20 protein-coding genes are annotated in these 24,324 nt (G+C 66.5%); 11 read left to right on the forward strand and 9 right to left on the reverse strand.

What is annotated here, in order from left to right; all coding sequences use genetic code 11:
- Window positions 1-105: 105 nt before the first annotated feature.
- The 4 genes from NMB40_RS20185 to NMB40_RS20200 all read left to right on the forward strand — a co-directional run bounded on the left by NMB40_RS20185 (window position 106) and on the right by NMB40_RS20200 (window position 5,958).
- The gene (locus tag NMB40_RS20185) at window positions 106-3,387 is read left to right on the forward strand and encodes a ribonucleotide reductase barrel domain-containing protein (protein WP_494359643.1); all 3,282 of its coding nucleotides are present in this window, start codon (window positions 106-108) and stop codon (window positions 3,385-3,387) included.
- A 181-nt stretch (window positions 3,388-3,568) separates the two neighbouring features.
- On the forward strand, window positions 3,569-4,501 hold the full coding sequence (locus NMB40_RS20190) for a histone (protein WP_494359644.1): 933 nt from the start codon (window positions 3,569-3,571) through the stop codon (window positions 4,499-4,501).
- 58 nt (window positions 4,502-4,559) lie between these two features.
- A complete protein-coding gene (locus tag NMB40_RS20195) occupies window positions 4,560-5,267 on the forward strand; it encodes a TSCPD domain-containing protein (protein WP_494359645.1) in 708 nt (235 codons plus the stop codon).
- 10 nt (window positions 5,268-5,277) lie between these two features.
- Entirely contained in the window at window positions 5,278-5,958 is a 681-nt protein-coding gene (locus NMB40_RS20200) for a hypothetical protein (RefSeq protein WP_494359646.1), read from the forward strand.
- Window positions 5,959-6,006: 48 nt separating this feature from the next.
- On the opposite strand, the gene NMB40_RS20205 is transcribed toward NMB40_RS20200, so the two are convergent.
- Window positions 6,007-6,366: a DUF1428 domain-containing protein gene (locus NMB40_RS20205; RefSeq protein WP_494359647.1), complete on the reverse strand. Its 360-nt coding sequence runs from the start codon at window positions 6,364-6,366 to the stop codon at window positions 6,007-6,009.
- Window positions 6,367-7,078: 712 nt separating this feature from the next.
- On the opposite strand from NMB40_RS20205, the gene NMB40_RS20210 reads away from it, so the two are divergent.
- The 3 genes from NMB40_RS20210 to NMB40_RS20220 all read left to right on the forward strand — a co-directional run bounded on the left by NMB40_RS20210 (window position 7,079) and on the right by NMB40_RS20220 (window position 8,885).
- Entirely contained in the window at window positions 7,079-7,651 is a 573-nt protein-coding gene (locus NMB40_RS20210; RefSeq protein ID WP_282248374.1) for an OmpO family porin, read from the forward strand.
- 262 nt (window positions 7,652-7,913) lie between these two features.
- Complete coding sequence (locus NMB40_RS20215; protein ID WP_494359648.1) at window positions 7,914-8,339, forward strand: NUDIX domain-containing protein; 426 nt, start codon at window positions 7,914-7,916, stop codon at window positions 8,337-8,339.
- A 15-nt stretch (window positions 8,340-8,354) separates the two neighbouring features.
- A complete protein-coding gene (locus NMB40_RS20220) occupies window positions 8,355-8,885 on the forward strand; it encodes a hypothetical protein (protein WP_494359649.1) in 531 nt (176 codons plus the stop codon).
- Between the two features lie 8 nt (window positions 8,886-8,893).
- Here NMB40_RS20220 and NMB40_RS20225 read toward each other — a convergent pair whose 3' ends face one another.
- The 6 genes from NMB40_RS20225 to NMB40_RS20250 are packed head-to-tail and all read right to left on the reverse strand — an operon-like array spanning window position 8,894 to window position 17,635.
- Window positions 8,894-9,997, reverse strand: a complete 1,104-nt coding sequence (locus tag NMB40_RS20225) for a sugar kinase (RefSeq protein ID WP_494359650.1) — start codon at window positions 9,995-9,997, stop codon at window positions 8,894-8,896.
- The gene (locus NMB40_RS20230) at window positions 9,994-11,175 is read right to left on the reverse strand and encodes a GDSL-type esterase/lipase family protein (RefSeq protein ID WP_494359651.1); all 1,182 of its coding nucleotides are present in this window, start codon (window positions 11,173-11,175) and stop codon (window positions 9,994-9,996) included. Before NMB40_RS20230 ends, NMB40_RS20225 begins: the two co-directional genes overlap by 4 nt.
- Before the next feature lie 29 nt (window positions 11,176-11,204).
- Window positions 11,205-11,960: an SDR family NAD(P)-dependent oxidoreductase gene (locus NMB40_RS20235; protein ID WP_392924373.1), complete on the reverse strand. Its 756-nt coding sequence runs from the start codon at window positions 11,958-11,960 to the stop codon at window positions 11,205-11,207.
- Window positions 11,961-11,997: 37 nt separating this feature from the next.
- Entirely contained in the window at window positions 11,998-13,287 is a 1,290-nt protein-coding gene (locus NMB40_RS20240) for an MFS transporter (protein WP_448141784.1), read from the reverse strand.
- Complete coding sequence (locus NMB40_RS20245; protein WP_494359652.1) at window positions 13,284-15,521, reverse strand: oligoalginate lyase; 2,238 nt, start codon at window positions 15,519-15,521, stop codon at window positions 13,284-13,286. Before NMB40_RS20245 ends, NMB40_RS20240 begins: the two co-directional genes overlap by 4 nt.
- The gene (locus tag NMB40_RS20250; RefSeq protein ID WP_494359653.1) at window positions 15,518-17,635 is read right to left on the reverse strand and encodes a polysaccharide lyase 6 family protein; all 2,118 of its coding nucleotides are present in this window, start codon (window positions 17,633-17,635) and stop codon (window positions 15,518-15,520) included. The genes NMB40_RS20245 and NMB40_RS20250 overlap by 4 nt, the downstream gene beginning before the upstream one ends.
- Window positions 17,636-18,116: 481 nt before the next feature.
- Here NMB40_RS20250 and NMB40_RS20255 point away from each other — a divergent pair, with 481 nt between their 5' ends.
- Window positions 18,117-21,005, forward strand: coding sequence for a TonB-dependent receptor (locus NMB40_RS20255; RefSeq protein WP_494359654.1), 2,889 nt, complete (start codon window positions 18,117-18,119; stop codon window positions 21,003-21,005).
- A 43-nt stretch (window positions 21,006-21,048) separates the two neighbouring features.
- Window positions 21,049-21,792 (forward strand): FadR/GntR family transcriptional regulator, encoded by a 744-nt coding sequence (locus tag NMB40_RS20260; RefSeq protein WP_068854509.1) that lies wholly within the window; start codon window positions 21,049-21,051, stop codon window positions 21,790-21,792.
- 73 nt (window positions 21,793-21,865) lie between these two features.
- On the opposite strand, the gene NMB40_RS20265 is transcribed toward NMB40_RS20260, so the two are convergent.
- Window positions 21,866-22,255 (reverse strand): DUF6165 family protein, encoded by a 390-nt coding sequence (locus NMB40_RS20265; protein WP_093534974.1) that lies wholly within the window; start codon window positions 22,253-22,255, stop codon window positions 21,866-21,868.
- Between the two features lie 225 nt (window positions 22,256-22,480).
- Between NMB40_RS20265 and NMB40_RS20270 the strand changes: the two genes are divergently transcribed.
- Entirely contained in the window at window positions 22,481-23,137 is a 657-nt protein-coding gene (locus NMB40_RS20270; RefSeq protein WP_494359655.1) for a TorF family putative porin, read from the forward strand.
- Window positions 23,138-23,171: 34 nt separating this feature from the next.
- Here NMB40_RS20270 and NMB40_RS20275 read toward each other — a convergent pair whose 3' ends face one another.
- Window positions 23,172-23,642 carry a YehS family protein gene (locus tag NMB40_RS20275; protein ID WP_448141789.1) on the reverse strand — a complete coding sequence of 157 codons (471 nt, stop codon included), beginning with the start codon at window positions 23,640-23,642 and terminating at the stop codon, window positions 23,172-23,174.
- Between the two features lie 159 nt (window positions 23,643-23,801).
- Between NMB40_RS20275 and NMB40_RS20280 the strand changes: the two genes are divergently transcribed.
- Window positions 23,802-24,296: a hypothetical protein gene (locus tag NMB40_RS20280; protein ID WP_448141790.1), complete on the forward strand. Its 495-nt coding sequence runs from the start codon at window positions 23,802-23,804 to the stop codon at window positions 24,294-24,296.
- Window positions 24,297-24,324: the final 28 nt, after the last annotated feature.

Below are 24,324 nucleotides of genomic sequence, written 5' to 3' on the forward strand. Positions count from 1 at the left end.
GAACCAGGTCGGCCACTAGATGTTGCGCCGCCGATCCTGAGTGCCCCAAGGCGTTGGGTTCGCCAGCGGGCACACCCGGTGACCACGCGATGGAGCCTGCCTCGAATGCGCACGGTGCAAACGGACGTGATTCCCCCGGAGCTGGCCACCGGCGAAGTACCGCTGCAGCCTGCCTCGCTGGACATCTGTGACAAGAAGTACCGGCTCAAGACCAAGCAGGGCCAGGCGCTGGATGCCGATATCGACGCCACCTACCTGCGCGTGGCGCACGCCCTGGCCGATGCCGAACTCACCGAGGACAAGCGCCGGCACTGGCGCGAGCGCTTCACCTGGGCGCTGCGCCGTGGCGCCATTCCCGCCGGCCGCATCATTTCCAATGCCGGCGCGCAGGCGCACAAGCCGGCCACCAGCACCATCAACTGCACCGTCTCGGGCACGCTCGAAGATTCGATGGACGGCATCCTGCGCAAGGTCCACGAAGCCGGGCTCACCCTGAAGGCCGGCTGCGGCATCGGCTATGAGTTCAGCACGCTGCGCCCGCGCGGCGCGTTCGTGGCCGGGGCCGGCGCACACACCTCCGGCCCGATGTCCTTCATGGATATCTTCGACAAGATGTGTTTCACCATCTCCTCTGCGGGCGGCCGCCGTGGCGCGCAGATGGGCACCTTCGACGTCTCGCATCCGGATGTGCGCGATTTCATCCGGGCCAAGCGCGAAGACGGCCGGCTGCGCCAGTTCAACCTGTCGCTGTTGATCACCGATGGCTTCATGCGGGCCGTGGACGATGACGCCGACTGGCCGCTGGTGTTCCCGCTGAGCCGGCACGAGGCCGGCGAGTTCGACCTGGCCGATGCGGCCGCCGTGCAGTGGCGCGAGTGGCCCACCCACCGCGACTACGTGGTCCGCGAGGACGGCCTGGTCGCCTGCCGCATCTACGGCCAGATCCGTGCCCGGCACCTGTGGGACATGATCATGGTGTCCACCTATGACTATGCCGAGCCCGGTTTCATCCTGATCGACCGGGTCAACGAAATGAACAACAACTGGTGGTGCGAGGACATCCGCGCCACCAATCCCTGCGTCACCGCCGATACCTGGGTGCACACCGCGGCCGGGCCGCGCCAAGTGGCGGAGCTGATCGGGCAGGGGTTCCACGTGCGCGTGGAGGGGCAGGACCATGCCACTACCGCTGCGGGGTTCTTCCGCACGGCGCGCAAGCCGGTGCTCGCCCTGCAGACCCGCGAAGGCCATCGGCTGCGGCTGACTGCGGACCATCGGGTTCGCCGGGTCACCCGCCGCACCCGATGGGAGGTGCAGAGCGAGTGGTGCGAAGCGGGCCAGCTGCGGGCGGGGGATGAGGTACTGCTGCAGGACCACCGTGCGGCGCCGCACTGGCCGGGTGCGCTGGCGCATGAGCAGGGTTACCTGCTGGGGCTGCTGGTTGGCGACGGCACGCTGAAAGAAGAAGGTGCCGTGCTCTCGGTGTGGAGCCAGGCAGCGGTGGCCAATGGTGTGCCGGCGTCACCGGCGGCGGGGGTGCGCGCGCTGATGGACGAAGCGCTGCGCTGCGCGAAGACGCTGCCGCACCGTGCCGATTTCAGCGGGTGGTCCGAGGTGGGCGGTCGAAGCGAATGGCGCCTGAGGTCAGCCGCATTGCGCGATCTTGCCCAGCAGCTGGGCATGTCCCCGTGCCACAAACCGATCACCCCCGCGCTGGAAAAGCTCTCCAGCGATGCCTGCCGTGGCTTCCTGCGCGGCCTGTTCGACGCCGACGGCAGTGTGCAGGGCAGCCAGTTCAAGGGCGTATTCGTCCGGTTGGCACAGTCTGATCGTCCGCGCCTGGAGGCGGTGCAGCGCATGCTGCTGCGGCTGGGTATTCCCAGCACCCTCTATGCGCGCCGCGAAGCCGGGCGCTCGGTGCTGCCCGATGGTCGCGGTGGCCAGCGGGCCTACCCCACGTTGGCCCAGTTCGACCTGGTGATCAGCGGCGAAGGCGTAGCCCGCTACGACGCGCTGATCGGGTTCGCCGACACCGACAAGGCCGCGCGCCTGACCCGGACGCTGGCCGTCTACCGCCGCGCGCTCAACCGCAGCCGCTTCTTCGCCACCGTGGAAAGCGTGGACCCGGACGGGGTGGAAGACGTCTACGACGTCCAGGTACCCGGCATCCACTGCTTCGACGGCAACGGCCTGCATGCCCATAACTGCGGCGAACAGCCCTTGCCCCCGTACGGCGCCTGCCTGCTCGGTTCGGTCAACCTCACCCGCTTCGTGCGCGAGCCGTTCACTGCCCAGGCCCGGTTCGACTGGGACGAATACAAAGAGGTGGTGCGGGTGTTCACCCGCATGCTCGACAACGTGGTGGAGGTCAACGGCCTGCCACTGGAACAGCAGCGCCAGGAAATCCTGCGCAAGCGCCGGCACGGCATGGGCTTCCTGGGCCTGGGCTCCACCCTGGCCATGCTGCGCATGACCTATGGCGCGCCCGACGCCTGCGAGTTCACCGAGTCCATCGCCCGCGAGATGGCCGTGGCGGGGTGGGAAACCGGGCTCAGCCTGGCCCGCGAGAAAGGGCCGGCGCCGATCATGCAGGAGACCTTCGAGGTCACCGCCGCCATGCTGCGCCAGCGCCCGGAAATGGCCGCCGACGGCTGGCGCGCCGGCCAGCAGATCGAGGGCAAGGTGCTGCATGCCCGCTACAGCCGCTACATGCAGCGCATCGCCAGCGTGGCCCCGGAGCTGGTGGAGGAGCTGGCCGAGATCGGCGCCCGCTTCACCCACCACAGCTCCATCGCCCCCACCGGCACCATCAGCCTGTCGCTGGCCAACAACGCCTCCAACGGCATCGAGCCCTCGTTCGCCCACCACTACAGCCGCAACGTGATCCGCGAGGGGCGCAAGAGCAAGGAGAAGGTGGACGTGTTCTCCTACGAGCTGCTGGCCTACCGGCACCTGGTGAACCCACGGGCGATGCCGTTCGCCGACCAGGACGACTCCCGCCTGCCGGACTACTTCATCGCCGCCGACGACATCTCGCCCAAGGCCCACGTGGATGTCCAGGCCGCCGCGCAGAAGTGGGTGGACAGCTCCATTTCCAAGACCGCCAACGTCCCCACCGACTACCCCTACGAGCAGTTCAAGGACATCTACCGCTATGCCCACGCGCAGGGATTGAAGGGCTGCACCACCTTCCGTTTCAACCCCGCCGCGTTCCAGGGCGTGCTGGTCAAGGAGGCCGATCTGGAGAACACCACCTACCGTTTCGAACTCCAGGACGGCGCAGTTGTGGAGGTAAAGGGCAACGAACAGATCGAGTATGACGGCGAATTGCACACTGCCGCGAACCTGTTCGACGCGCTCAAGGAGGGCTACTACGGCAAGTTCTGATTACGCAGCGGAAGCTGTTTTCAAGTGGTTTCATGCGTGATTCCCACCCGCGCCGGATTAATGGCGCCGGCCTGGCAAGCACAAAGGCGGCTCACGGGCTGCGACAAGACCGTTCCACGATCGTCCGCGCCGGTATAGCATCGCCAGCGAAATCACTGACTGGCCCCTCAGGAGGCAAAACATGAGCAACGGAAATGGCGTCACCGCGACCCTGTCGCAGGGTGTGGAAACTGTGAAAGAAACCGCCGGCAACGTTGGCGAGACCATCGCCCACACCGCTGAAGAAGTGGTTGCCTCGGTGAAGAAGACCGCCAAGCGCGCGCGCAAGGCTGCCACCACCCAGGTTGCCAAGGTCAAGAAGGCCGTCAAGAAGGCCGAGAAGACCGTCGCCAAGAAGGCTGACAAGGCTGCCAAGTCGGTCGGCAAGACCCTGGCCACCGCCAAGAAGAAGCTGGAAACCGCCAAGAGCAACGCCAAGGCCGAGGCCGCCGCGCTGACCAAGAAGGTTGCCAAGAAGAAGGCTGCCGCTGAAAAGGCCGTGACCAAGACCACCAAGGCCGCCAAGAAGGTTGCCGGCAAGAAGGTCGCCACCGCCAAGAAGGCCGTGACCAAGAAGTCCGCCGCCGCCAAGAAGGTCGTGGGCAAGAAGGTTGCCACCGCCAAGAAGGCTGTCGCCAAGAAGTCCGTTGCTGCCAAGAAGGCCGTGACCAAGAAGACCGCTGCTGCCAAGAAGGTCGTGGGCAAGAAGGTCGCCACCGCCAAGAAGGCTGTCGCCAAGAAGTCGGCCACCGCCCGCAAGGTCGCTGGCAAGAAGACCGTGGCCGCCAAGAAGGTCGTGGGCAAGAAGGTTGCCACCGCCAAGAAGGCCGTCGCCCGCAAGTCGGCCGCCACCAAGAAGGCCGTGACCAAGAAGACCGCCACCGCCCGCAAGACGGTTGGCAAGAAGGTCGCTGTCGCCAAGAAGACCGTGGCCCGCAAGTCGGCCGCCACCAAGAAGACTGTGGCCAAGAAGACCGCCGTTGCCCGCAAGTCGGTCGCCCGCAAGGCTGCACCGGCCAAGCGCGCCGCCAAGACCGTGGCCCGCAAGGCCCCGGCCAAGCGCGCCCGCAAGTAAGCAGGTAATGCACGGCGCCCGCCCCGGGCGGGCGCCGTGAACACCGAGGAAACGCACCATGGCTGTCAGGATCGATCAGAAGATCACCGGGTATGCCGTCGTCACCCCCGAGGAGACGCGCCAGGCCGCGCCTGCCGCCGCCCCGCTCCCGGACGCCGCCAACGACATCGTGCAGATGCACGAGCGCATCGAGCGCCCCGACGTCCTGGTTGGCAACACCTACAAGATCAGATCGCCGATGGTGGAGCACGCCTTCTACGTGACCATCAACGACATCGTGCTCAACCCGGGCACCGAACACGAGCTTCGCCGGCCCTTCGAGGTGTTCATCAACTCCAAGTCGATGGAGCACTTCCAGTGGATCGTGGCGCTCACCCGGATCATGTCCGCCGTGTTCCGCAAGGGCGGGGACGTGACCTTCCTGGTCGAGGAAATGAAGGCCGTGTTCGACCCGCGCGGCGGCTACTACAAGATCGGCGGCGCCTACATGCCCTCGCTGGTGGCCGAACTGGGCAGCATCGTCGAACACCACCTCAAGTCGATCGGGCTGCTGCACGACCCGGAGATGAGCGCCGCGCAGCGCGCGCTGATCGCCGAAAAGCGCCGCGAGTACGAAGCGCGGGAGAGCGAAGACCTGGCCATCACCGGCGACGGCGCCAGCTTCCCGCCCAGCGCCAGCATGTGCGAGAAGTGCTTCACCAAGGCGCAGGTGTTCATGGACGGCTGCGCCACCTGCCTGAACTGCGGGTACTCCAAGTGCGGGTGAGCTGACCGCGATGCGCAACCTGGACTTCAGCTCCTGGCAGGCCATGCTCTCGACCCTGGTCGGGCTGGCGGTCATCACCCTGATCGGCGTGGGCATCCGCCTGGTGTTCATGCAGACCCTGCAGCAGCGCCGCGAGCGCGAGAACCGCCAGATCAACGAGCGGCTGCGCACCCTGATTGCCGCCTACAAGACGGTGGGTGGGTCGTTTACCGGCGCGCTGCATGTCGATCCGCGCCACCTGCGTGACCTGCGCCAGGCACCCGGCGAGGGCGACGAGACGTTGAACCTGCCACTCAGCACCGGTAGCGACCGCGCGCGCCGGATCCGCGATGCGGTGGAAGCGGCGCTCTCGGACATCGTGCTGCTGGGCACCGACGACCAGGTGCGGCTGGCCGCGCATGCGGCCAACGAACTGGCCGCAGGCCGTGCGGTGCCTACCGCCGAGCTGGTGGTATCGCTGCGCGACTTCATCCGCGAGGCGCTGGACTTGGCGCCCATTCCTGCCAGCGTGGCGATTCCGCGCCAAGGTCCGGCCCGGCCTGCGGCCGGTGGTGCGCGGGGCAAGGCCGAGGCCGGCGACCGCGCCGGGGGCAAGGGCGGCGGTGGCGGTGGCATGGGCGGCATGGGCGGTGGTGGCGCCGGGATGGGCATGGGCCATGGCCAGGACGACGACAGCAGCCACGCGCGCTGAGCGGGGCGGTGGCTGCCTGGGCCGTCGGTTCGACCGCTACATCGCCTGCTACTTCTTGAGTTCCACGATCGGTACGAAGCCGCCATAGATCATCCGCTTGCCGTCGAACGGCATGGGATTGTTGGCCGGATCCATGCGCGGGTCTTTCATCATTTTCTCCATCCCCGCATCGCGGGTGGCCTTGTCCGGCCATTCGATCCAGGAGAACACCACCGTTTCATCGTCCCTGGCTTCAACGGAGCGGAAGAAGTCGGTCTGCTTGCCGTGGGTGACGTCATCACCCCAGCACTCCACCACGCGCAGCGCGCCGAATTCCATGAACACCGAATCGCCTTCGTTGGCGTGTTTGATAAATTTGTCTTTGTTGGCGGTGGGTACGGCCAATACGAAACCGTCGATATAGGACATCTGCAGCCTCCGGTAACCGGTGCACCACGGCGGGCACCTTCAAGGAATACGACGCGTGGGGGTGCGGGAAATCGACAGTGCCCGTGCCACATGATTCAGGCGGTGATGATTCCGTTAATCCAGCGTATCTGTCCCGATAATCAAAGAGTTAAGTCACTGATTCGCTGCGCTGCAGCGTGATAAGGGTAAGAAAACCCTTAACGACGGTGAGGAACATCCTGATATTCGCGCGCCGCATTCCGCCTCACTATTCAAGCGCCGGGCAGCAGGCCACCCCAAGGGCCCTGCGGTTTGATGCCAGAGCTGCGTCAGCCGGTGCAATACGGAAGATGGACGCGTTAGCCGACTACTCCCCAAGAGCGGCTTCCCCAGCGCGTGACGCCCTGCAAGGGTATCGTCGTGACCGGATTCCCTTCGCCCTGCCGAACCATTTCGGCATGACTCCAGCGGCGACCTCTCGATCACTCCCCTCCACCTGATCCCGCGCGTTGTAAACGCGAGGTTCATCGTGCGCCGCGAACACACACCGAACACCTGAAAAATGCAGCGCGCACGCGTATGACACGACGCATCTGAATGGATGCCAAAAATTCGCGTAGTTGAAAGCGGCTCACTTCAGGGCGCGTTGTGTCGAATAACGGAGAATTTACATTCCCGATGCAGAAGCCGCTTGCGCCACTGCACGTACGTAGAACAGAAAAGGTGTACCCCCATGAAGACTTCCCTGATTGCCCTGGCGCTCGCCGCCGCTCTGCCGTTCGGCGCTTCGGCTGCTGAAGGCCTGTCCTACAACTACGCCGAAGGCGACTACGTCAAGACCGATGCCGATGGTGGCAAGGCCGACGGTTGGGGTGTGAAGGGTTCGTACGGCTTCCTGCCGAACTTCCACGCGTTCGGTGAGTACAACCAGCAGAAGACCGACATCGGCAACTTCAAGGTTGACCAGTGGCGCGTCGGCGTGGGCTTCAACCACGAAATCGCCACCAGCACCGACTTCGTGGGCCGCGTTGCCTACAACAAGTTCGACCCGAAGGAAGGCCTGGACTTCAACGGCTACAGCGCTGAAGCCGGTATCCGCACCGCGTTCGGCCAGCATGCCGAAGTCTACGCAATGGCCGGTTACGAGGATTACAGCAAGAAGCACGGCATCAATCCGGATGGCCAGTTCTACGGCCGCCTGGGTGGCCAGGTGAAGTTGAACCAGAACTGGGGCATCAACGGCGATATCAAGATGGATCGCCACGGTGACAAGGAATGGTCGGTCGGCCCGCGCTTCAGCTGGTAAGCGGCGTCTGATCGCTTCGCTGCGCGCGGCATCGGCGTAGCGGCAAGGGCCCGGCACATTGCCGGGCCTTTTTTATGCGCGCGTAGGGCGTACCGAGCAACGGTCGGTACCTACCACTGGCGCGCACATACCGTCCGCGTGCACATACCGCCGGCGTGCGCGTACCGTCGGAATGGACGTGCCACCCGAGGTGCGCGGTAGGCGACCACCGTTGGTGGTCGCGCGCCCGCAGGCGATAATGGATCAGCTTACGGAGAACCCCATGCCCGATTCCAATCCATTGCAACAGCCTCGCGTAGGCTGCGGTGCCGTCATCCAGCGTGCCGATGGTGCGGTGCTGCTGGTCAAGCGCGGCCGCCAGCCCGAGCAGGGCCATTGGGGCCTGCCTGGTGGCAAGGTCGACTGGATGGAGAAGGTCGAAGACACCGTGGTCCGGGAAGTGCGGGAGGAAACCGGGCTGCACGTGGCGGTAGTGCGCCTGCTGTGTGTAGTGGACCATTTCGAACCCGCATTGGGGCAGCATTGGGTAGCGCCGGTCTACCTCGCGCGCACGCTGGATGACACCGAAGCTGCATCGCTGGAGCCTGAGGCGATCCTCGCGCTGGACTGGTTCGCCGCTGACGCATTGCCTGCCCCGCTGACCCGGTCGGCGCGTTCCGGGCTGTCTGAGCTTTCACTGCTGCGCTGAGCTAAGCTCGGTCCCATGCTCACCCTTCCCGCCACTTTGCGGAACGAATTTGCCGATACCTCGCGCCTGCTTGAGAGAGGCTGCGCAACCCGCTCGCCGGATCAGGTACAGGTGTTGGTACAGGGCATGCCAATCCAGTTTCCGTACCGCCTGTACTGCGCGCGCGAGGACCTGCGCGATGCCTGCAGCGCTCCTGGGGTGACCGGCAAGGTTGCGCTGTGCCTGGGATCACGCCACAACGACGGCCATGTGCGGGAGGAGTGCATGCGGTCCCTGCTGCCGTCAGACGAGCCATGGGTGGTGCCGTTCGTGCTTCAGTTGCTGGGTGAATACGTCCTTGAGATCGTGACCTGCATCGACAGCGCGCTTTCTCAGCACCTTCCCGCACGGTACGTCGCGTTCGCGCGGGAGAATCCGGTGTACATGCAGCGGCTATCCCAGCAGGCCACCAGCTACTGGAACGCGTACTACCGCCGAACCTACCGGAAGCGGGACGAGTATCCGGCGCTGCGCCTGTTGGGACGTCTTTCCAACATCCCCGTGTAATCCGGTCCTTAGCGCCGCGCCGCCGCCCCATCGCCGCGCGCCACCGCTTCTACTTCCTCGCGGCTGGTACACGCGGCGTCGCCCGGCGTGGACATCGCCAATGCGCCGTGCGCCGCGCCCAGTTCCACCGCCGCCTGCTCGCCCAGGCCTTCCAGCAGGGCATGCACCACGCCGGCGACGAACGCATCGCCGCCGCCCACGCGATCCAGCAGATCCACTTCACGCGCGGCGGAGACGAACAGCGCCTCGCGGTTGCGCAGCGCCCCAGCCCACCCGTTGCGTGCAGCATTGCTGGCATCGCGCAGGGTGAAGGCCACCGCCTGCAGGTTCGGGAACCGTTCCAGCGCCCGCAGTGCGGCCGCATCGGCCGGGCCGACATCCATCGGCGTCTCGCGCTTGCCCAGGTCGGCCAGGTCCATGCCCAGGCAGGCCGCGAACGAGTACTCATCACCCACGAGCAGGTCGCACTCGGCGGCGATGGCGCAGTTGGCATGCCGTGCCGCATCCGGATCCGGGTGGCTGTTCCACAGGCTGGCGCGGTAGTTGAGGTCGTAGGACACCGCCACGCCATGCCGGCGCGCGGCGCGCACGGCGGCGATGGCCGTCTGCGCGCTGTGCTCGGACAACGCCGCAAAGATGCCACCGGTATGCAGCCAACGCACCCCGTGCACGCCGAACAGCGTGTCCCAGTCGTATTCGTCGGCTTGCAGCTGTGAGGCGGCCGAGTACGCCCGGTCGGATACCCCCAGCGGCGCGCGCACGCCGAAGCCGCGCTCGGTGAAGTTCAGTCCCATCCGTGTGTTGCGGCCAATGCCGTCGTACCCGCGCCAGACGATCTGGCTGCTGTCCACGCCGCCGGCCTGGATCAGCTGCTGGGCCAGCAGGCCCAGTTCGTTGCGCGGCAATGCGGTGAGTACCGCCGTGGCATGGCCGAAGGTGCTGCTCAACCCGCGTGCGACGTTGTACTCGCCGCCGCCTTCCCACACCTGGAACTGGCGCGCGTTGCGCACCCGGCCTTCGCCCGGGTCGAACCGCAGCATCACTTCACCCAGCGCCATCGCGGCCCAGCGTGGGCTGGCGTGCTGGGCCAGCTGGAACTGCTGCGTGCTCATCGTGCCTTGCACCCCAGCAGGGCCAGGTCCACGCCATCGGCCATGCGCCGGTAACCTTCGTCGTTGGGGTGCAGGAAATCGCGGGTGATGGCTTCCGGCAGGAATTCCGGCTTGGCCGGATCACGCAGGATGTGGTCGAAGTCGATCAGCGCATCGAAGCCACTGCGCCCACCGCGCATCCAGGTGTTGAGCGTGGTGCGGGTGTCGGCTGATACGGGCTCGTAGCGGTCCGAGCCGCCGAACGGCGTCATCGTGGCGGCAATGGCGCGGATGCCGTTGCTGTGCAGGCGTTCGGCCACCTGCCGGTAGCCCAGCACCATGTCATCGGCGTTGCGGCCGGCCACCGGCGGGGTGCCGCCGTCGTGGCGGATATCGTTGATGCCTTCGAACAGGATCACCCGGTCCACGTGCGGCAGCGCGATCACATCGCGGTCCAGCCGGGCCAGCGCGCTGTGGCTGCGGCCATGGTCCATCACCTTGTTGCCGCTGATGCCGGCATTGACCAGCACCACCTGGTCCGGGCAGGCCTGCTGCAGGCGGGTGGCCAGCAGCGAAGGCCAATCGCCGTTGCTGCCACGCGTGGCGGTGGCACCTTCGGTGATCGAATCGCCCAGCGCGACCACTACGATCGGCGTGGTGCTGCGCTCGGCCAGCACCGCCGACACCACGTTCTGCCGGTAGGCCAGCTTCACTTTGTCGGCGACCTCGGCCTGGCGGCCGTCGGCAATGCGCAGCGCAGTGCGCCGCACGGCCGGTTGTGTCGGTTCGGGGAAATACACGGTGAGGGAGACATCGGCCAGCGCCGGCACCGTCATCGGTACCGGGTCGCTGAGCAGCACCGCGCCCACCGGCACGGTGACTTCGCTGCGCCCGTTGAAGGTCACCAGCCTGGCCGGCGTGGCCGTGCCGGTGCGCTGTGCGGTGGCGCCGCCGATATGCAGCGGCGCCACGCCCAGCTCATTGGTGATGCGGAAGCGCAGCGCGGTGGCCGAGCTGGCCAGGCGCATGTCCTGGCGCACGGTCTGGTTGGCGAACTGCACTGGTGCTTCCGGCGTGCCGTCCTGGCGGTCGGGCGCCGGCGAGGCGGTCCAGGCCGGTACCCAGACCTGGGCCTGGGTGGGCAGCGCCGCGGCGCTGGTGGCAAGTGCAAATGAAAGTGCAGTGATCCAGCGCAGCATGGCGGCCCTCCCAGGCGGTCAGCGGTCTATCAGGAGAAGTAGGTGCCGCCGTTGACGTCGACGTTGGCACCGGTGATGAAGCCGGCGGCGTCCGAGGCCAGGTACACGGCGGTGTCGGCCGCTTCCTGCGGGCGGCCCTGGCGGCGCAGCGGGGTGTTGCCGGCCACGGCGGTACGCACTTCCGGCTTGGTGAACTCATCATGGAAGCGGGTGGCGATCATGCCGCAGCACAGCGCATTGACGCGGATGCCGCGCGGGCCCAGTTCCTTGGCCATGGCGCGGGTAAAGGTCATCACCGCAGCCTTGGCGGTGGCGTAGATCGACGCGCCCGGGCCACCGCCATCGCGGCCGGCCTGAGAGGCGAAGTTCACGATCGCGCCGCCTTCGGGCATGTGCGGCACCACCGCGTGGGTGGTCAGGTAGACCGAGCTCATGTTGAGGTCCATCACCTTGTGGAAGAACGCCGGGTCGATCTCGGCCAGCGGGCGGCGCTGCACCATGCCACCGGCCACGTTCACCAGCACATCGATCTGCGGCCCGAACGCGGCCTGGGTGGCGGCAACCATGCCGGCCACGGCCTGCGCATCGGTCACGTCGGCGCGGTGCACGATGGCGGTGCCGCCGGCAGCCTGCACCTGCTGCAGGGTGTCCTGCGCGCTGGCTTCGTCGTTGGCGTAGTTGATGCACACCTTGGCGCCGGCCGCGGCCAGCTTCAGCGAAATCTCACGGCCGATATCGCGGCCGCCACCGGTGACGATCGCCACCTTGTCCTTGAACTGATTCATTTGGTACTCCGGTGATGCGAGGGGGAAAGGGAAAACGTCAGCGGGAAGGCGGCGCGTCGACCTTCTCGACGCGTCCGGTCACCAGCCACAGGGCGAGCAGGGAAGCGGGCACCAGCGCCGCCACCAGGATGAAAATCGGTGCATAGGAGTCGCGGGTCATCACCGGCACCAGCCAGGTGGTGATCAGCGTGCCGGCCACGGCGGCCATGCCGCCCAACCCGGCCAGCGAACCCACGGACTTGCCGTTGAAGATGTCGCCGGGCAGGGTCTGGATGTTGCCGATGGCGATCTGGAAACCAAACAGCACGAAGGCAATGGTCACCACCGCCCACACCGGGTCGGTGGCCAGCACCGCGCCCAGCAGGGCCGGGGCCATGATCGCCCCGCCCAGGGTGATCACCCATTTGCGTGCACGGTCTACGCTCCAGCCGGCCCCGATCAACCGGCCCGACAACCAGCCGCCGCCCAGGCTGCCGATCATCGCGCCCACGTACGGCACCCAGGCAAAGATGCCGATCTGCTTGATGTCGAAACCGAAGGTGTCGGCCAGGTAGATCGGCAGCCAGGACACGAACAGCCACCAGATCGGATCGATGAAGAAGCGCGTGGTGAGGATGCCCCAGGTCTGCCGGTGCCCCAGCAGCTGGCGCACGTTCGGCACGTATTCGACCTTGGGCACCGCGGGCTGTTCGGCCGGCGCATCCAGGATCAACGCGCGTTCGGCCGCGCTCACCCACGGGTGCTTGTCCGGGCCGGCGCGGTAGATGATCAGCCACGGCAGCAGCCAGACGAAGCCGATGGCACCGATGAGGATGAACGTGCCGCGCCAGCCCAGCCACAGGAACAACACCGCGATCAGCGGCGCGGAAATGATGGCGCCGATGGACGCGCCGGCATTGAACACGCCCTGGGCCAGGGCGCGCTCGCGCGCCGGGAACCATTCGGCGTTGGCCTTCACCGCGCCGGGCCACGCGCCGGCCTCACTGATGCCGAGCATGGCGCGCACGATGCTGAAGGACAGGATCGAGTGGGTGACCGAATGCAGCGCGATCGAGATCGACCACACCGCAATCGACAGCGCAAAGCCCATGCGGGTGCCGATGATGTCGAACAGCCGGCCGAACACGAACTGGCCAGCGGCGTAGAACAGCATGAACACCGTGACGAGCAGCGCGTAGTCTTCCTTGGTGGCACCCACGTCCTTGGAAATCTGCGGCCACATCACCGCCAGTGCGTTGCGGTCGATGTAGTTGATCACCGTGGCCACCGCGATCAGCGCCACGATCAGCCAGCGCACGTAGGAACGGGTTCGGGTGGTCAGGTTCATTTGCCGTCCTTGCCGGTGGCGGTATCGAAGCGCTTCCAGCCACCGCTCCAGTTCCAGCGTTGGCCGTCGGCGCTCACCTCATGGCTGCCGCCCTTGGACGGGTCATCGGCGATGCCCAGCGCCACGCGCTGGCCACCGGCCAGGTCCAGCACCAGCACGCTGGCGTCCTTGCCACGGTAGTGGGCCAGGCGGTCGATGCGGCTGTTGGCGCCGCGCACGGTTTCGGCGGTGCCGTCGTACTGGCCATGCGGTTCCAGCACCCCGTAGAAGGTGGTGGACGCCTGCCCATCCACGCGCTGCAGCAGCAGCGGTTCGCGGCGCAGGTTGAAGGAAGGGTCGTTCGCACCGCTCTCGCCGATCAACGCCCGCGCAGGCGAGGTGCTGGCGAAGCGGTAGGTGTAGAAGCGCCCATCCAGCAGCCAGGTCAGGCTGCGCGCCTCGCTGCCCGGTTCACTGGAGGCATCCACCCACACGTGCTGGTAGCCGTTGGCCTTGCCCAGCACCGGGCGCGTGGTCACCGCCGACTGCGCCTTGAAGCCCACGTCCATGATGTGGCCGTTGATGTGCAGCGGCAGGTCGTAGCGGGCCGGCTTGCTGCCGTCCACGCGCAGCAGGTCCAGTACCACCGGCTGGCCCAGCGACGGGTGCGAGAGCAGCGCCTGGGTGCGGGTGAAGCTCACCCCGTCATACGCACCGTCCATGCGTGCCGACACGATCTGGGTGTCGTCGGTCACCGCGAACAGCAGCGGGGCAGGGGCCAGTGGCTGGCCCTTCTTCCAGTCGCCGCCGAAGTGGCTCTGCTCGTTCACCACCAGCGTGTTGTGCGCCAGCGTCTGCCGCGCCCAGCTGTTGTTCTCGGGCAGGTAGATGCCGCCGGACTTGGCTTCGATGTTGAGGAAACGGGCGGCGCCGTAATCGGTGACCACGCGCTGGCCGTTGTCGTAGAACAGCCAGTTGAGCTTGTCGAAGTGGCCGTGGCCCATGCCCTGCTTGGTGTTCTTCATCACCAGCGCCTGGCCGTCTTCCCCGCCCATGCGCAGTATGGCCAACGCACCTTCGCTGCCGTCCGGGCCATCGCGCAGCAGGGTGGGCGCGAACGCATAGGGCTTGGCCTTGCCATCGGCCAGCGCCTGGGCCACGTGCAGGCCTTCGGGCGACAGCAGCACGCGCTTCTGCGACTGGGCCACCGACAACAGCCGCGCATCGCCGGTGTTGGCGTAAGCGATGTCGATGCCGGCCACCAGTTCCTCGGTGTCCAGGCCCTTGTCCAGGATCGCGTCGTTGATCGGAATGAAGTAGCCGCCGTAGCTGCTCTGTACCAGGGCATCCACCGCCTTGAGCAGCACCCCGTCGCGGCGCTTGAAGATGCCGCGCGCCGGTTCGTTGCGCTGTACCGCGTTGGCGAACAGGATGAAGGGCGCCAGTGCATAGCGCTGGTAGTACGGGCCTTCTTCGTAATAGCCATCGGGCGAGAACAGCTGGTCCACCTGCTTGAGGAAGCCGGCGTTGCCATCGCGCTTGCTGCCCATCAGCGCCTGTTCCACCAGCACCGGGTCGCGCAGCACATAGCCGGTCATGCCGGTGGCGGCCACCGCCCAGGTGGCGTGGTTGTGGATCTTGTCGAAGTTTTCCGGGTTGCCGCTCAGGAACTGCGCCATCGGCCGGAACACGTTGTCGTCGATGGTGCGGCGCTCATCGGCGCCGAGGCTGTCGCGGATCGCGTCGTAGCCCTGCACCGCGTTGACCAGCCACACCGAATCATTGAGGGTCTGCCAGAACAGGCGGCCGGGAATCTGCCCGCGCCCTTCGGGGTGGGCGCCCAGGCCGGGGTAGAGCTTGGCGTACCCGAGGAGTACGTCGCGCGCGAAGTTCGCATACGCCTTGTCGCCGGTCAGCCGGTACAGCGCGCCCGCGGCCTGGATGGCCTGGTAATTGCGCTTGTGCTGTTCGTGGGTGTAGCCGCCGCCCTTGTCCTTGGGCACCGGCACGTCAATGCCGGCTTTCATCATCGCGCGCACCAGCTTCTCGGCACGCGCCTGTTCCTTGGCGAACATCGGGTAGCCGGCGCCATCGCGGCGCATCTGCTCCCACTGGGCGGCGGTGACCAGCACCGGTGCGCTGCTCGCTTCGGCACCGCGCGTGGCCGCGTTGGGCGCCTGGGCCTGCGCGGCGGGCAGCGCGGCGGCGCTGAAGGTGGCCGCCAGCAGCAGCATCAGGGGCGTGGTACGCGTCATGGCAAAGTCTCGGCTGGAATATCGGACTGCAGCGCCGCCGTAGCGGTGAACGTGGTGTTGCGCAGGCGCAGGTGCGGCTCGCCTGTCTGGTGGGTGAAACGCACCCGGCCGCTGCGCAGCCAGGTGGTATCGCTCAGGTGGGCCTGCTGCACGCCATGCAGGCGCAGGCTCGTGTCGCCCGCGTTGCCCACCTGTTCCAGGCGGCTGCCGCGTAGCTCGAAGGCGGGCCCGAAGGTGCTTTCATCGGTGCCGCCGCGGTAGAGGTTCACCAGCGGACCACCGATGCGCTGGAACACCGAATCGACGATCTCCACCGTTTCGGCGTTGTAGGTGCCCAGGTCATCAGTCTCGGCAGCGGCGGCGATCACGCTGCCGCTGATGTCGCTCACCGTCACGCCCTGCAGCCGGATCGACGCGGCGAACGTGCCCTTGCCGGTGTTGATCACATCAAAGGCCTTGTTGCTGCTCAGGTCGTGGATGCGGCTGTTGGCGATCTCCAGCGTGTAGTCGAAAGCCTGGCTGCCCGGCGGTACGCGGATCACCGCGTTGCCAGCGGCATCCGGTGCCAGGCTGCCGTCGATCTCCAGCCCGGCCAGGCGCAGCGAGCCGCCGGGGCGGATCTCGAACAGCGAGGGCCGCGAAAAGCGCAGCGTGGCTTTGCCCTTCGCCGGGCCAATCACGCTCAGCGGGTGGTCCACCGCCAGCACCTGGCTGATGCGGTAGTCACCGGGTTGCAGCTGCAGGCGGTCGCCCGCGGCGCTGGCCGCCACCGCCGTCACCAGGGTGTCTTCGCCCGGCGCGACGCGGTGCGCGCGGCCGCTGTCCAGCGCGGTGCGGGTGACCTGCTTGGGATACCAGCTCACGCCAACGCTATCGCGTGCAATCGGCGCCAGGTCGCGCGGCGCGCCAACCTCGATGCCGGCCGGCGGATACAGCAGGCCATTGGCCGCGCGCTGCAGGGTGAGGGTGCGGCCCTGCACGCCGTTCGGGAACCCGGGCGAGGCCGCTGGGCTCTGCACGTTGCCGCTGAAGGCAATGCCGGAAAGGTCGCCCTGGGTGCGCAGCAGCTCGCCGCTGCCATCGCCGACGAACAGGTTGTCGCTGAGTCTGCTGCGCACGGGCATCGCGTTGCGCTCGTCATCCAGCCCGGCACCCAGGAACAGGTAACGCGCCTGCACGAAGCTGTTGTGGCTGATCAGCGCGTTGTCGACCTGCTCATAGCGGTTGAGCGGCGCATCGCGGGTGCCGGCCATCACCGCCAGCGCCGAGGCGAAGCCATCGCCGGCCACCCCTTCGAAGTAGTTGTCGCGCACGATCTGGTCGCGGTTGATCACCCGCACGCCACCGGTGTGCGGCTTGCCGTTGCCCAGGAAGATGTTGCGCTCCACCACGTTGCCGTGGCCGTGGCGCAGCACCATCGAGCCGCGCGATTCCTTGAACACGTTGCCGCGGTACAGGTTGCCGCCGGACTTGTTGGAGACGATCTCCACCTCGCCATCGCAGTGCTCGAACCAGTTGTTCTCCACCACCGAGTTGGAGGCCGACTGCGAATCGTGGCTGGTGCCCACCCGGATGGTCTCGCCGCCGTTGCTGCCCAGGTTGGGGCGCGGCCCGAACCAGTTGTGGTCGATGCGGTGGCGGTTGTCCAACCCGCTGGTGGCATTGCGCACCACCACCAGGGTGGTGCCGGCGTTGGTCTTGCCCACCAGCTGGTTGTGGTCGAAGCGGTTGAATGCACCGTACATCGCCACCCAGTTATCGGACTGGGCGCGGTCGGGCTTGTTGTAGCCGTCAATCACGATGCCGGTGACCCGGCTGTGCTCGGCCCATGCTTTGGAGGAAGTGCGGAAGCTCACCACCTCGCCGCCCGGCGCCCAGCCATCGCGGAACACCAGGTTGGAGACTTCCAGATAGGCCCCGGCCAGCCGCAGCTGCGACTGCCCGCTCAGGATCACCTTCCCGGGTGTCTGCGCGGTCAGCCGAATTGGTTGACCAATTTTCCCGGTCCCCGTCAGCAGCAGATCGACATCCCGCCACACCCCATCCGCCAGGATCACGGTATCGCCAGGTTTCAGGCCCTTGGCGGCAGCAGCGTACCCAGCGGCATCATGCACCAAGTGCTCAGCAGACCAGGCAGCCCCAGGCAGGAGCGCCAGTGCCAACCCCGTTGAAAACCATTTTCCGTGTCGGGCGGCGGGTCCCGGGCGCGTGGCGACGCGCTCAACGCAATGGCGCCCGCCTTTCATGGGGCGCGGACCCCACCAACGCCAACGCTGTACCGCCCTACTCACACCCACATCTTGTTGCTGTGCCACAGGTTAACCCTCCCAGATCACCGTAGACCCCAACGCGAGTCCGGATGGTAACAGCCTCGACCGCAACGACGTCAACCGCAATCACATACCACTTTAGCCGCAGCTGGTAAGCCACTTGCGCAAACATCTGCTGCATCCGCACATAAAGTTGGCTGAAACTGGTCTAGGTGGATCACCGGGGTAGACTTTAGTACCAATTCATTGACATTGGTCCTTCAACCGTGAATCTTCCGGATCGAATCCGTGTATTCGGACGATCCATCCTGGGAGGGAGATCACGATGTTGCATGACCGCCGTACGGCCTCGCCACGAGGCCTCCGCCACACCGCGCTGCACAGCGCGCTGTTCTATGCCCTGTGCGCCACTGCGGCCCTGCCGCTGGCCCATGCACAGGACGCCGCCCCGGCCCCCGCGCCGGCGCAGGCCACCACCCTGGACCAGGTGCAGGTGACCGGCACCCGCGGCACCATCCAGACCTCGATCGACAAGAAGCGCGACGAGACCGTGGTGTCCGATGTGCTCTCGGCCGAAGACATCGGCGACCTGCCGGCGCTGTCCATCGGCGAAGCCATCGAGACCATCACCGGCGCCTCCACCCACCGCGAGAAGGGGGGGGCCTCTGAAATCTCCATCCGTGGCCTGGGCCCGTTCCTGGGCTCGTCCACCTTCAATGGCCGCGAGGCCACCAACGGCAGCGGCGACCGCTCGGTGAACTTCAACCAGTTCCCCTCGGAGCTGATCAACACCGTGGCCATCTACAAGACCCAGCGCGCCGACTTCGTCGAAGGCGGCACCGCCGGCACCGTCAACATGGAAACCGTCAAGCCGCTCGAATACGGCAAGCGCACCTTCCAGCTGGACGGGCGCGGCACCTGGCAGGAATACGACGACCGCCTCAAGGACGGCGACGGCGTGGGCTGGCGCGGTACCGCCAGCTACATCGACCAGTTCGATTTCAGCGGCGGCGGCAAGCTCGGCGTCTCGGTCGGGCTGCAGGCGCTGGAAGGCAGCAACCCGGAGGAAATGTTCTCCAGCAGCACCACCTGGGCCGCCTGCGATGGCCGCGAAGTGGTCGGCGCCACCCGCAACTGCACCCAGATCAACGGCAACGACGTGGCCAACGGCGTGCCGTACTACCTGGTGCCCGGCAGCCGCCTGTACCGCCAGTTCATCGAACACGACAAGCGCGATTCGCAGTTCGGCGCGCTGCAGTGGCGGCCCAACGACGCGGTGGAAGTGAACCTGGATTACCAGCACTCCAAGCGCGACTACACCGAAGACCGTTCGGACCTGACGTTGTCGTCGATGATGCGCAACCTCAACAACCGCGTGGTCAGCGACGATGGCGCGCTGCTCAGCCACACCGGCAGCACCACCATCGATTCCACCGGTAATTTCCTTGAACGCAAGGAGGAATACACCGGCGGTGGGTTCAACGTGATCGTGCGGCCCAGCGCGGCGTGGATGTTCTCCACGGATCTGTCCTACTCCAATACGCAGCGTTCGCAGATCGAGCGCTCCACCCGCCTGCGCGCCGGGCGTACCGACGTCAACGGCAACCCGGTGGCCGGCATCAAGAACACCCGCTATGTCGATTACACCTACGACTACAGCGGCGATGTGCCCAGCATCTACCTCGATCCGGCGTTCGACGTGAACAACCCGGACAACTTCACCGATTCGGCCCTGGTTCGCCGCCGCCAGCAGGACCGCGAACACACCATCCGCGCCGGCCGCTTCGATGCGGCGTTCACCCCGGAAAGCGGCTTCTTCACCGCGCTCAAGGGTGGCCTGCGCCGTTCGGAAGCCACCTACACCGACTTCACCGACACCGTGGATGTCACCACCACCAATGTCGCCGCGATCCGCGCCGCCAACCAGGCCTGCCGCCAAGCCTTCCCGCAGGATGATTTCCTGGCCAACGCCAGCGGCAACACCATCGACCAGTGGGCCACCTTCGACAGCCGCTGCCTGTTCAAGGCCTTCACCGGCGTGGACGACACCGGCCTCAGCGCGGACCTGCGCGATCCGGCCAACAACGATGTGACTGAGAAAACCAGCGCCATCTACCTGATGGGCGACTACAGCAGCGAGTGGTTCGGCGTGCCGGTCACCGGCAACATCGGCGTGCGCTGGGTGCACACCGACGTGCGTTCAATGGGCCTGCGCAGCGGGCTGGACGTGGTCAACAACCCCGACGGCACCGTGACCCTGCGGCCCACCGGCGATTTCACCCGGCAGGTGCTCAAGTCCAGCAACAACGAATGGCTGCCCAGCTTCAACGCCGCCTTCGAACTGCGCCCGGACCTGCTGCTGCGCGTGGGCGCCTACCGCGCGATGTCGCGCCCGGACCTGGCCGCGCTCGGTTACGGCCGCAGCTTCAACCTGGACGAGGTGGATACCGAGTTCGGCAGCGTCGCCGATGCGCTGGGCAACATCACTGCCACCGGCAACCCGCGCGCCACCCCGCTGATGTCGTGGAATGCCGATGTCTCGCTGGAGTGGTACGCCAACGCCGATTCCATGCTGTCCACTGCCGTGTACTACAAGCAGTTCAACGGCGGTTCGGTGCCGGTGGTGGTGGGCGAGAACTTCGACATCGACGGGGTGAGCGTCACCGTGCCGGTGGAGCAGTTGGCCACCAGCGACCAGAAGAGCGACCTGATCGGCTTCGAGCTTACGGGCTCGCACAGCTTCTCGTACCTGCCGGGCATCTTCGCCGGGCTGGGCGTGAAGGCCAGCTACAACTACGCCCATTCCAACTTCAAGACCGAAGACCTGCGCCTGGGCGAGTCCACCGACCCGAGCACCGGCATCTTCACCCCGGGCATCGTGGAGCCGGCCAACATCTTCGGCCTGTCCAAGCACGTGGCCTCGGCGCAGGTGTACTGGGGCCTGGGCAAGCTGGACCTGCAGGCCATCTACAAGTACCGCTCCGATTACTACCAGCAGTTCGTCGGCGACCCGGCGCAGAACCGCTACGTGCGCGACAATGGCTCGCTGGACTTCCGCGCCACCTACAAGGTGAACAAGCACCTGTCGGTCTCGCTGTCGGCCAGCAACCTCACGGACGAGCCGCGGGTGTCGGATATGCCCATCCTGGGCAGCTTCCGCGAGTACACCACCTACGGCCGGCGGTATTATCTGGGGGTACGCTACCGTTTCTAAGCGCAACTCCGGTTCCCAGCCACCGTACAGCCAGGCCTTGAAGATGTCCGAACCCCGCCTTTACCAGTCCATTGCCGCTGAAATCGTCGCGCTGATCGAGAAGGGCGAATTCCCGCCCGGCTCGCGCCTGCCCGGCGAACGCGACCTGGCCGAACGGCTGGGGGTGAGCCGGGTGACCGTGCGTGAAGCGGAAATCGCCCTGGAGGCGCAGGGCCTGATCACCATCAAGACCGGTTCGGGCGTGTACGTGAAGGCACGTCCGGCGGCCGCCCCTGGCGCGCTGCCGGATGTATCGGCGTTCGACCTCACCGCCGCCCGTGCGGTGATCGAAGCCGAGGCGGCGGCCATGGCCGCCAGCCGCATCACCGATGCGGAAGTGGAAATGCTGGAAGGGCTGATTGCGGCCATGACCGACCCGGCCTCGAGCGAGGCGGCGGCCAGCGAGGCCGACCGCCAGTTCCACCTGGCCATTGCACGCATCGCCGGCAACCCGGTGGTGGAGCACTGCGTGCAGCTGATCTGGCGCATGCGCAACGAGTTGCCGCGGGTGCGCCAGGTGTATGCCAACGTGTGCCACAACGACGGCGACACCCGCAACGACGAACACACCGCCATCCTCGATGGCCTGCGCCTGCGTGACCCGGGCGCGGCGCGCACGGCAATGCGCAATCACTTCCAGCGGCTGTTCGAATCGATGCTGGAAGCTACCGAGAATGAAGCGCTGGCGGAAATCCGCCGGCGCACCCAGCAGGATCGCGAACGGTTTTTGGCCGCTACCGCCCGTTGAGGGATCCAGCCACGCAGGGCGTGGCTCTACGAGATTCGCGCGGTAGAGCCACGCCCTGCGTGGCTGGCGCCGATCACTCCCCCTGGTACTGCTTCTCTTCCACCAGCTGTGACCCGGCAATGCGGTTGATCTCGTTCTTCACCTTCACCCGCTCGCCATTGGTGCCATACACCCCGCGCGCCAGCTGGATGAACTGATCATCGAACACCTGCGCCGCTTCCTTGTCGCGCAGCTGGTCCTGGATGTCCCACATCCGCACGTTGATGGCCTTGAGCTGGGTCTTCAGCGCCTCCAGCCCCGGCTGCGCCGCCAGCTGTTCCTGCCACAGCGGCAGCAGCCCATCCAGTTCGGTACGCACGTTGGCGACCTTGCCCGCATCGGTGATGCGTTCGGCCTTGATTTCCAGGATGGTGATCTTGTCGATCAGCTCGCCAATAGATACCGGGGTCAGGATCGCGTCCACGCCATTCTCGCTGCAGGTCAGTCAGGGCCGCCATGATAGCGCGGGCGGCCTGAAGGTCTCGTAGGCAGCTTTTACGCCGAATTTGCGCGCCACGCCGCCGCGCCGCATGGCGCCTTTACGGGCGTGCTCACCACACTGTGCGCTTCAACGGCGCGGCCGTTTTCAGCAAGGGTGGACGTGGTGGCAAAGCAGCAGAAAGGGCGCGCAGTGCGCCGGGTGAGCGGAATGGTTCTTGGCCTGGCGCTCAGCGGTTCGGCGCTGGCGGGCGTGGACGGTAATGCCACGCTGACCTCCGATTACGTCTGGCGCGGCAGTTCGCAGACGATGGAAGATCCCACCGTGCAGGCCGGGGTCAAACTCAGCAGCGAATCGGGTTGGTATGCCTCGGTGTGGGGCTCGGGCGTGTCGTTCGAACCGGATGCCGGTGCACGCAGCGAATTCGACATCGTCGCCGGCTGGAGCGGCGCGCTGGCACCGGACTGGGCGCTGGACGTCAACCTCACCCATTACCTGTACCCGTCCACCGATGTGGACCTGGACTGGACCGAGCTCAACAGCACGTTGACCTGGAAGGAGCGCTACTGGGTGAGTGTCGGAGTATCCGACGATGCCCTGGCCAGCGGCCGCACCGGCACGTACGCCCAGCTGGGCGCACGCCTGCCGTTGGGTGAGCAGTGGCGCATCGAAGGCGCGGTGGGCCAGTACTGGCTCGACAGCGCCTACGCCGACGATTACCTGCACGGCCAGCTCAGCGCCATCTGGAAGGTGCACGGCCCGTGGGAGCTGCGCCTGACCGCGCACGACACCGACCGCGCCGCCAAGCGCCTGTTCGGCAGCAACGCCGGCTCCCGCGTGGAATTCGCGATCCAGACAAGCTTCTAACGGCAGGTAGAGCCACGCCCTGCGTGGCTCCCCCTCATGCCCCGCGAACGCGCAGCGTCAAACCCTTAAGGAAATTACGCAGCAGCTGATCGCCGCACGCGCGGAAATTCTTGTGATCCGGCTGCCGGAACAACGCCGACAGCTCCGGCTTCGACACCGGGAACCCCGCGCTCTCGAAGATCGCGTGCATATCCACATCCTTCAGCTCGAAGGCCACCCGCAGCTTCTTCAGCACCAGGTTGTTGGTGATGCGCTTTTCCACCGGGCGCAGCGGCTGGCTTTCATCGCGGCCGCGGAACTGCACGATCAGCCCGTCCAGGAAGTGCGCCAGCGTGCGGTCATCGCAGGCCACGAACCCTTCCTCGTCTTCCTTGCGCAGCCAACCGGGCACATCGGCCTTGTCCACCACGAATGCCGGGTCGGCCAGGGCACAGATTTCCGCAATCTTTCCGTCGCTCAGGTCGAGCATGTAACGGATGCTGCGCAGTACATCGTTGTTGATCATGAGACGTCCAATACCGCCGACGCGGCTGCGTGGCTGGCCGCCATTTTACCCCCACCCGGCCGCCGGGCCCTGCACAGGGCCTGTCCGGCCTGTCATCTGGCTGCCATGAAAGTGAAGCACAGTGCGCTCCTCAGGCATCAACAGGCAGTGGAGCAGGCAATGCGCAGGTGGCAGGTTCTGGCGGGTGTGGGCATGGTCTGGCTGGCCGTAACGGCGTCGGCCCAGGCCCCGTATGTGGCGATTGAACAGCGCGTGGACCCGCAGCAGCTGGCCGACGTGGGGCTCACCCCCGCCCAGCTGCAGACCCTGAACCGCCTGCTGCGCGAGGCCGACGCCCGCGCCCCGGCCCCGGCCCCGGTTGCCGCTGCGGCAGTCCCGGCGCCGCTGCCCGGCGCGCCCACCCCGGCCCCGATGTTCCCCGGCCTGGACGATGGCCCCATCCATGCCAGCGTCACCGGCCAGGTGGATGGCTGGCAGCCGGGCACTGTGTTCACCCTCGACAACGGCCAGCAGTGGCAGGTACTCAAGGGCGAGATGAAGCTCAAGGCCAGCCGCAGCAACCCGCCCATCGTGGTGGTGCCGGGCATCGCCGGGCGCTGGTTCCTGCAGGTGGATGAAGACCTGCCCAAGGCCCGGGTGTTCCGCATCCGCTGATTCCGCCAGCGCCCGCCAACACAGCGCG

The sequence above is a fragment of the Stenotrophomonas sp. FBCC-B152 genome (assembly GCF_059134105.1).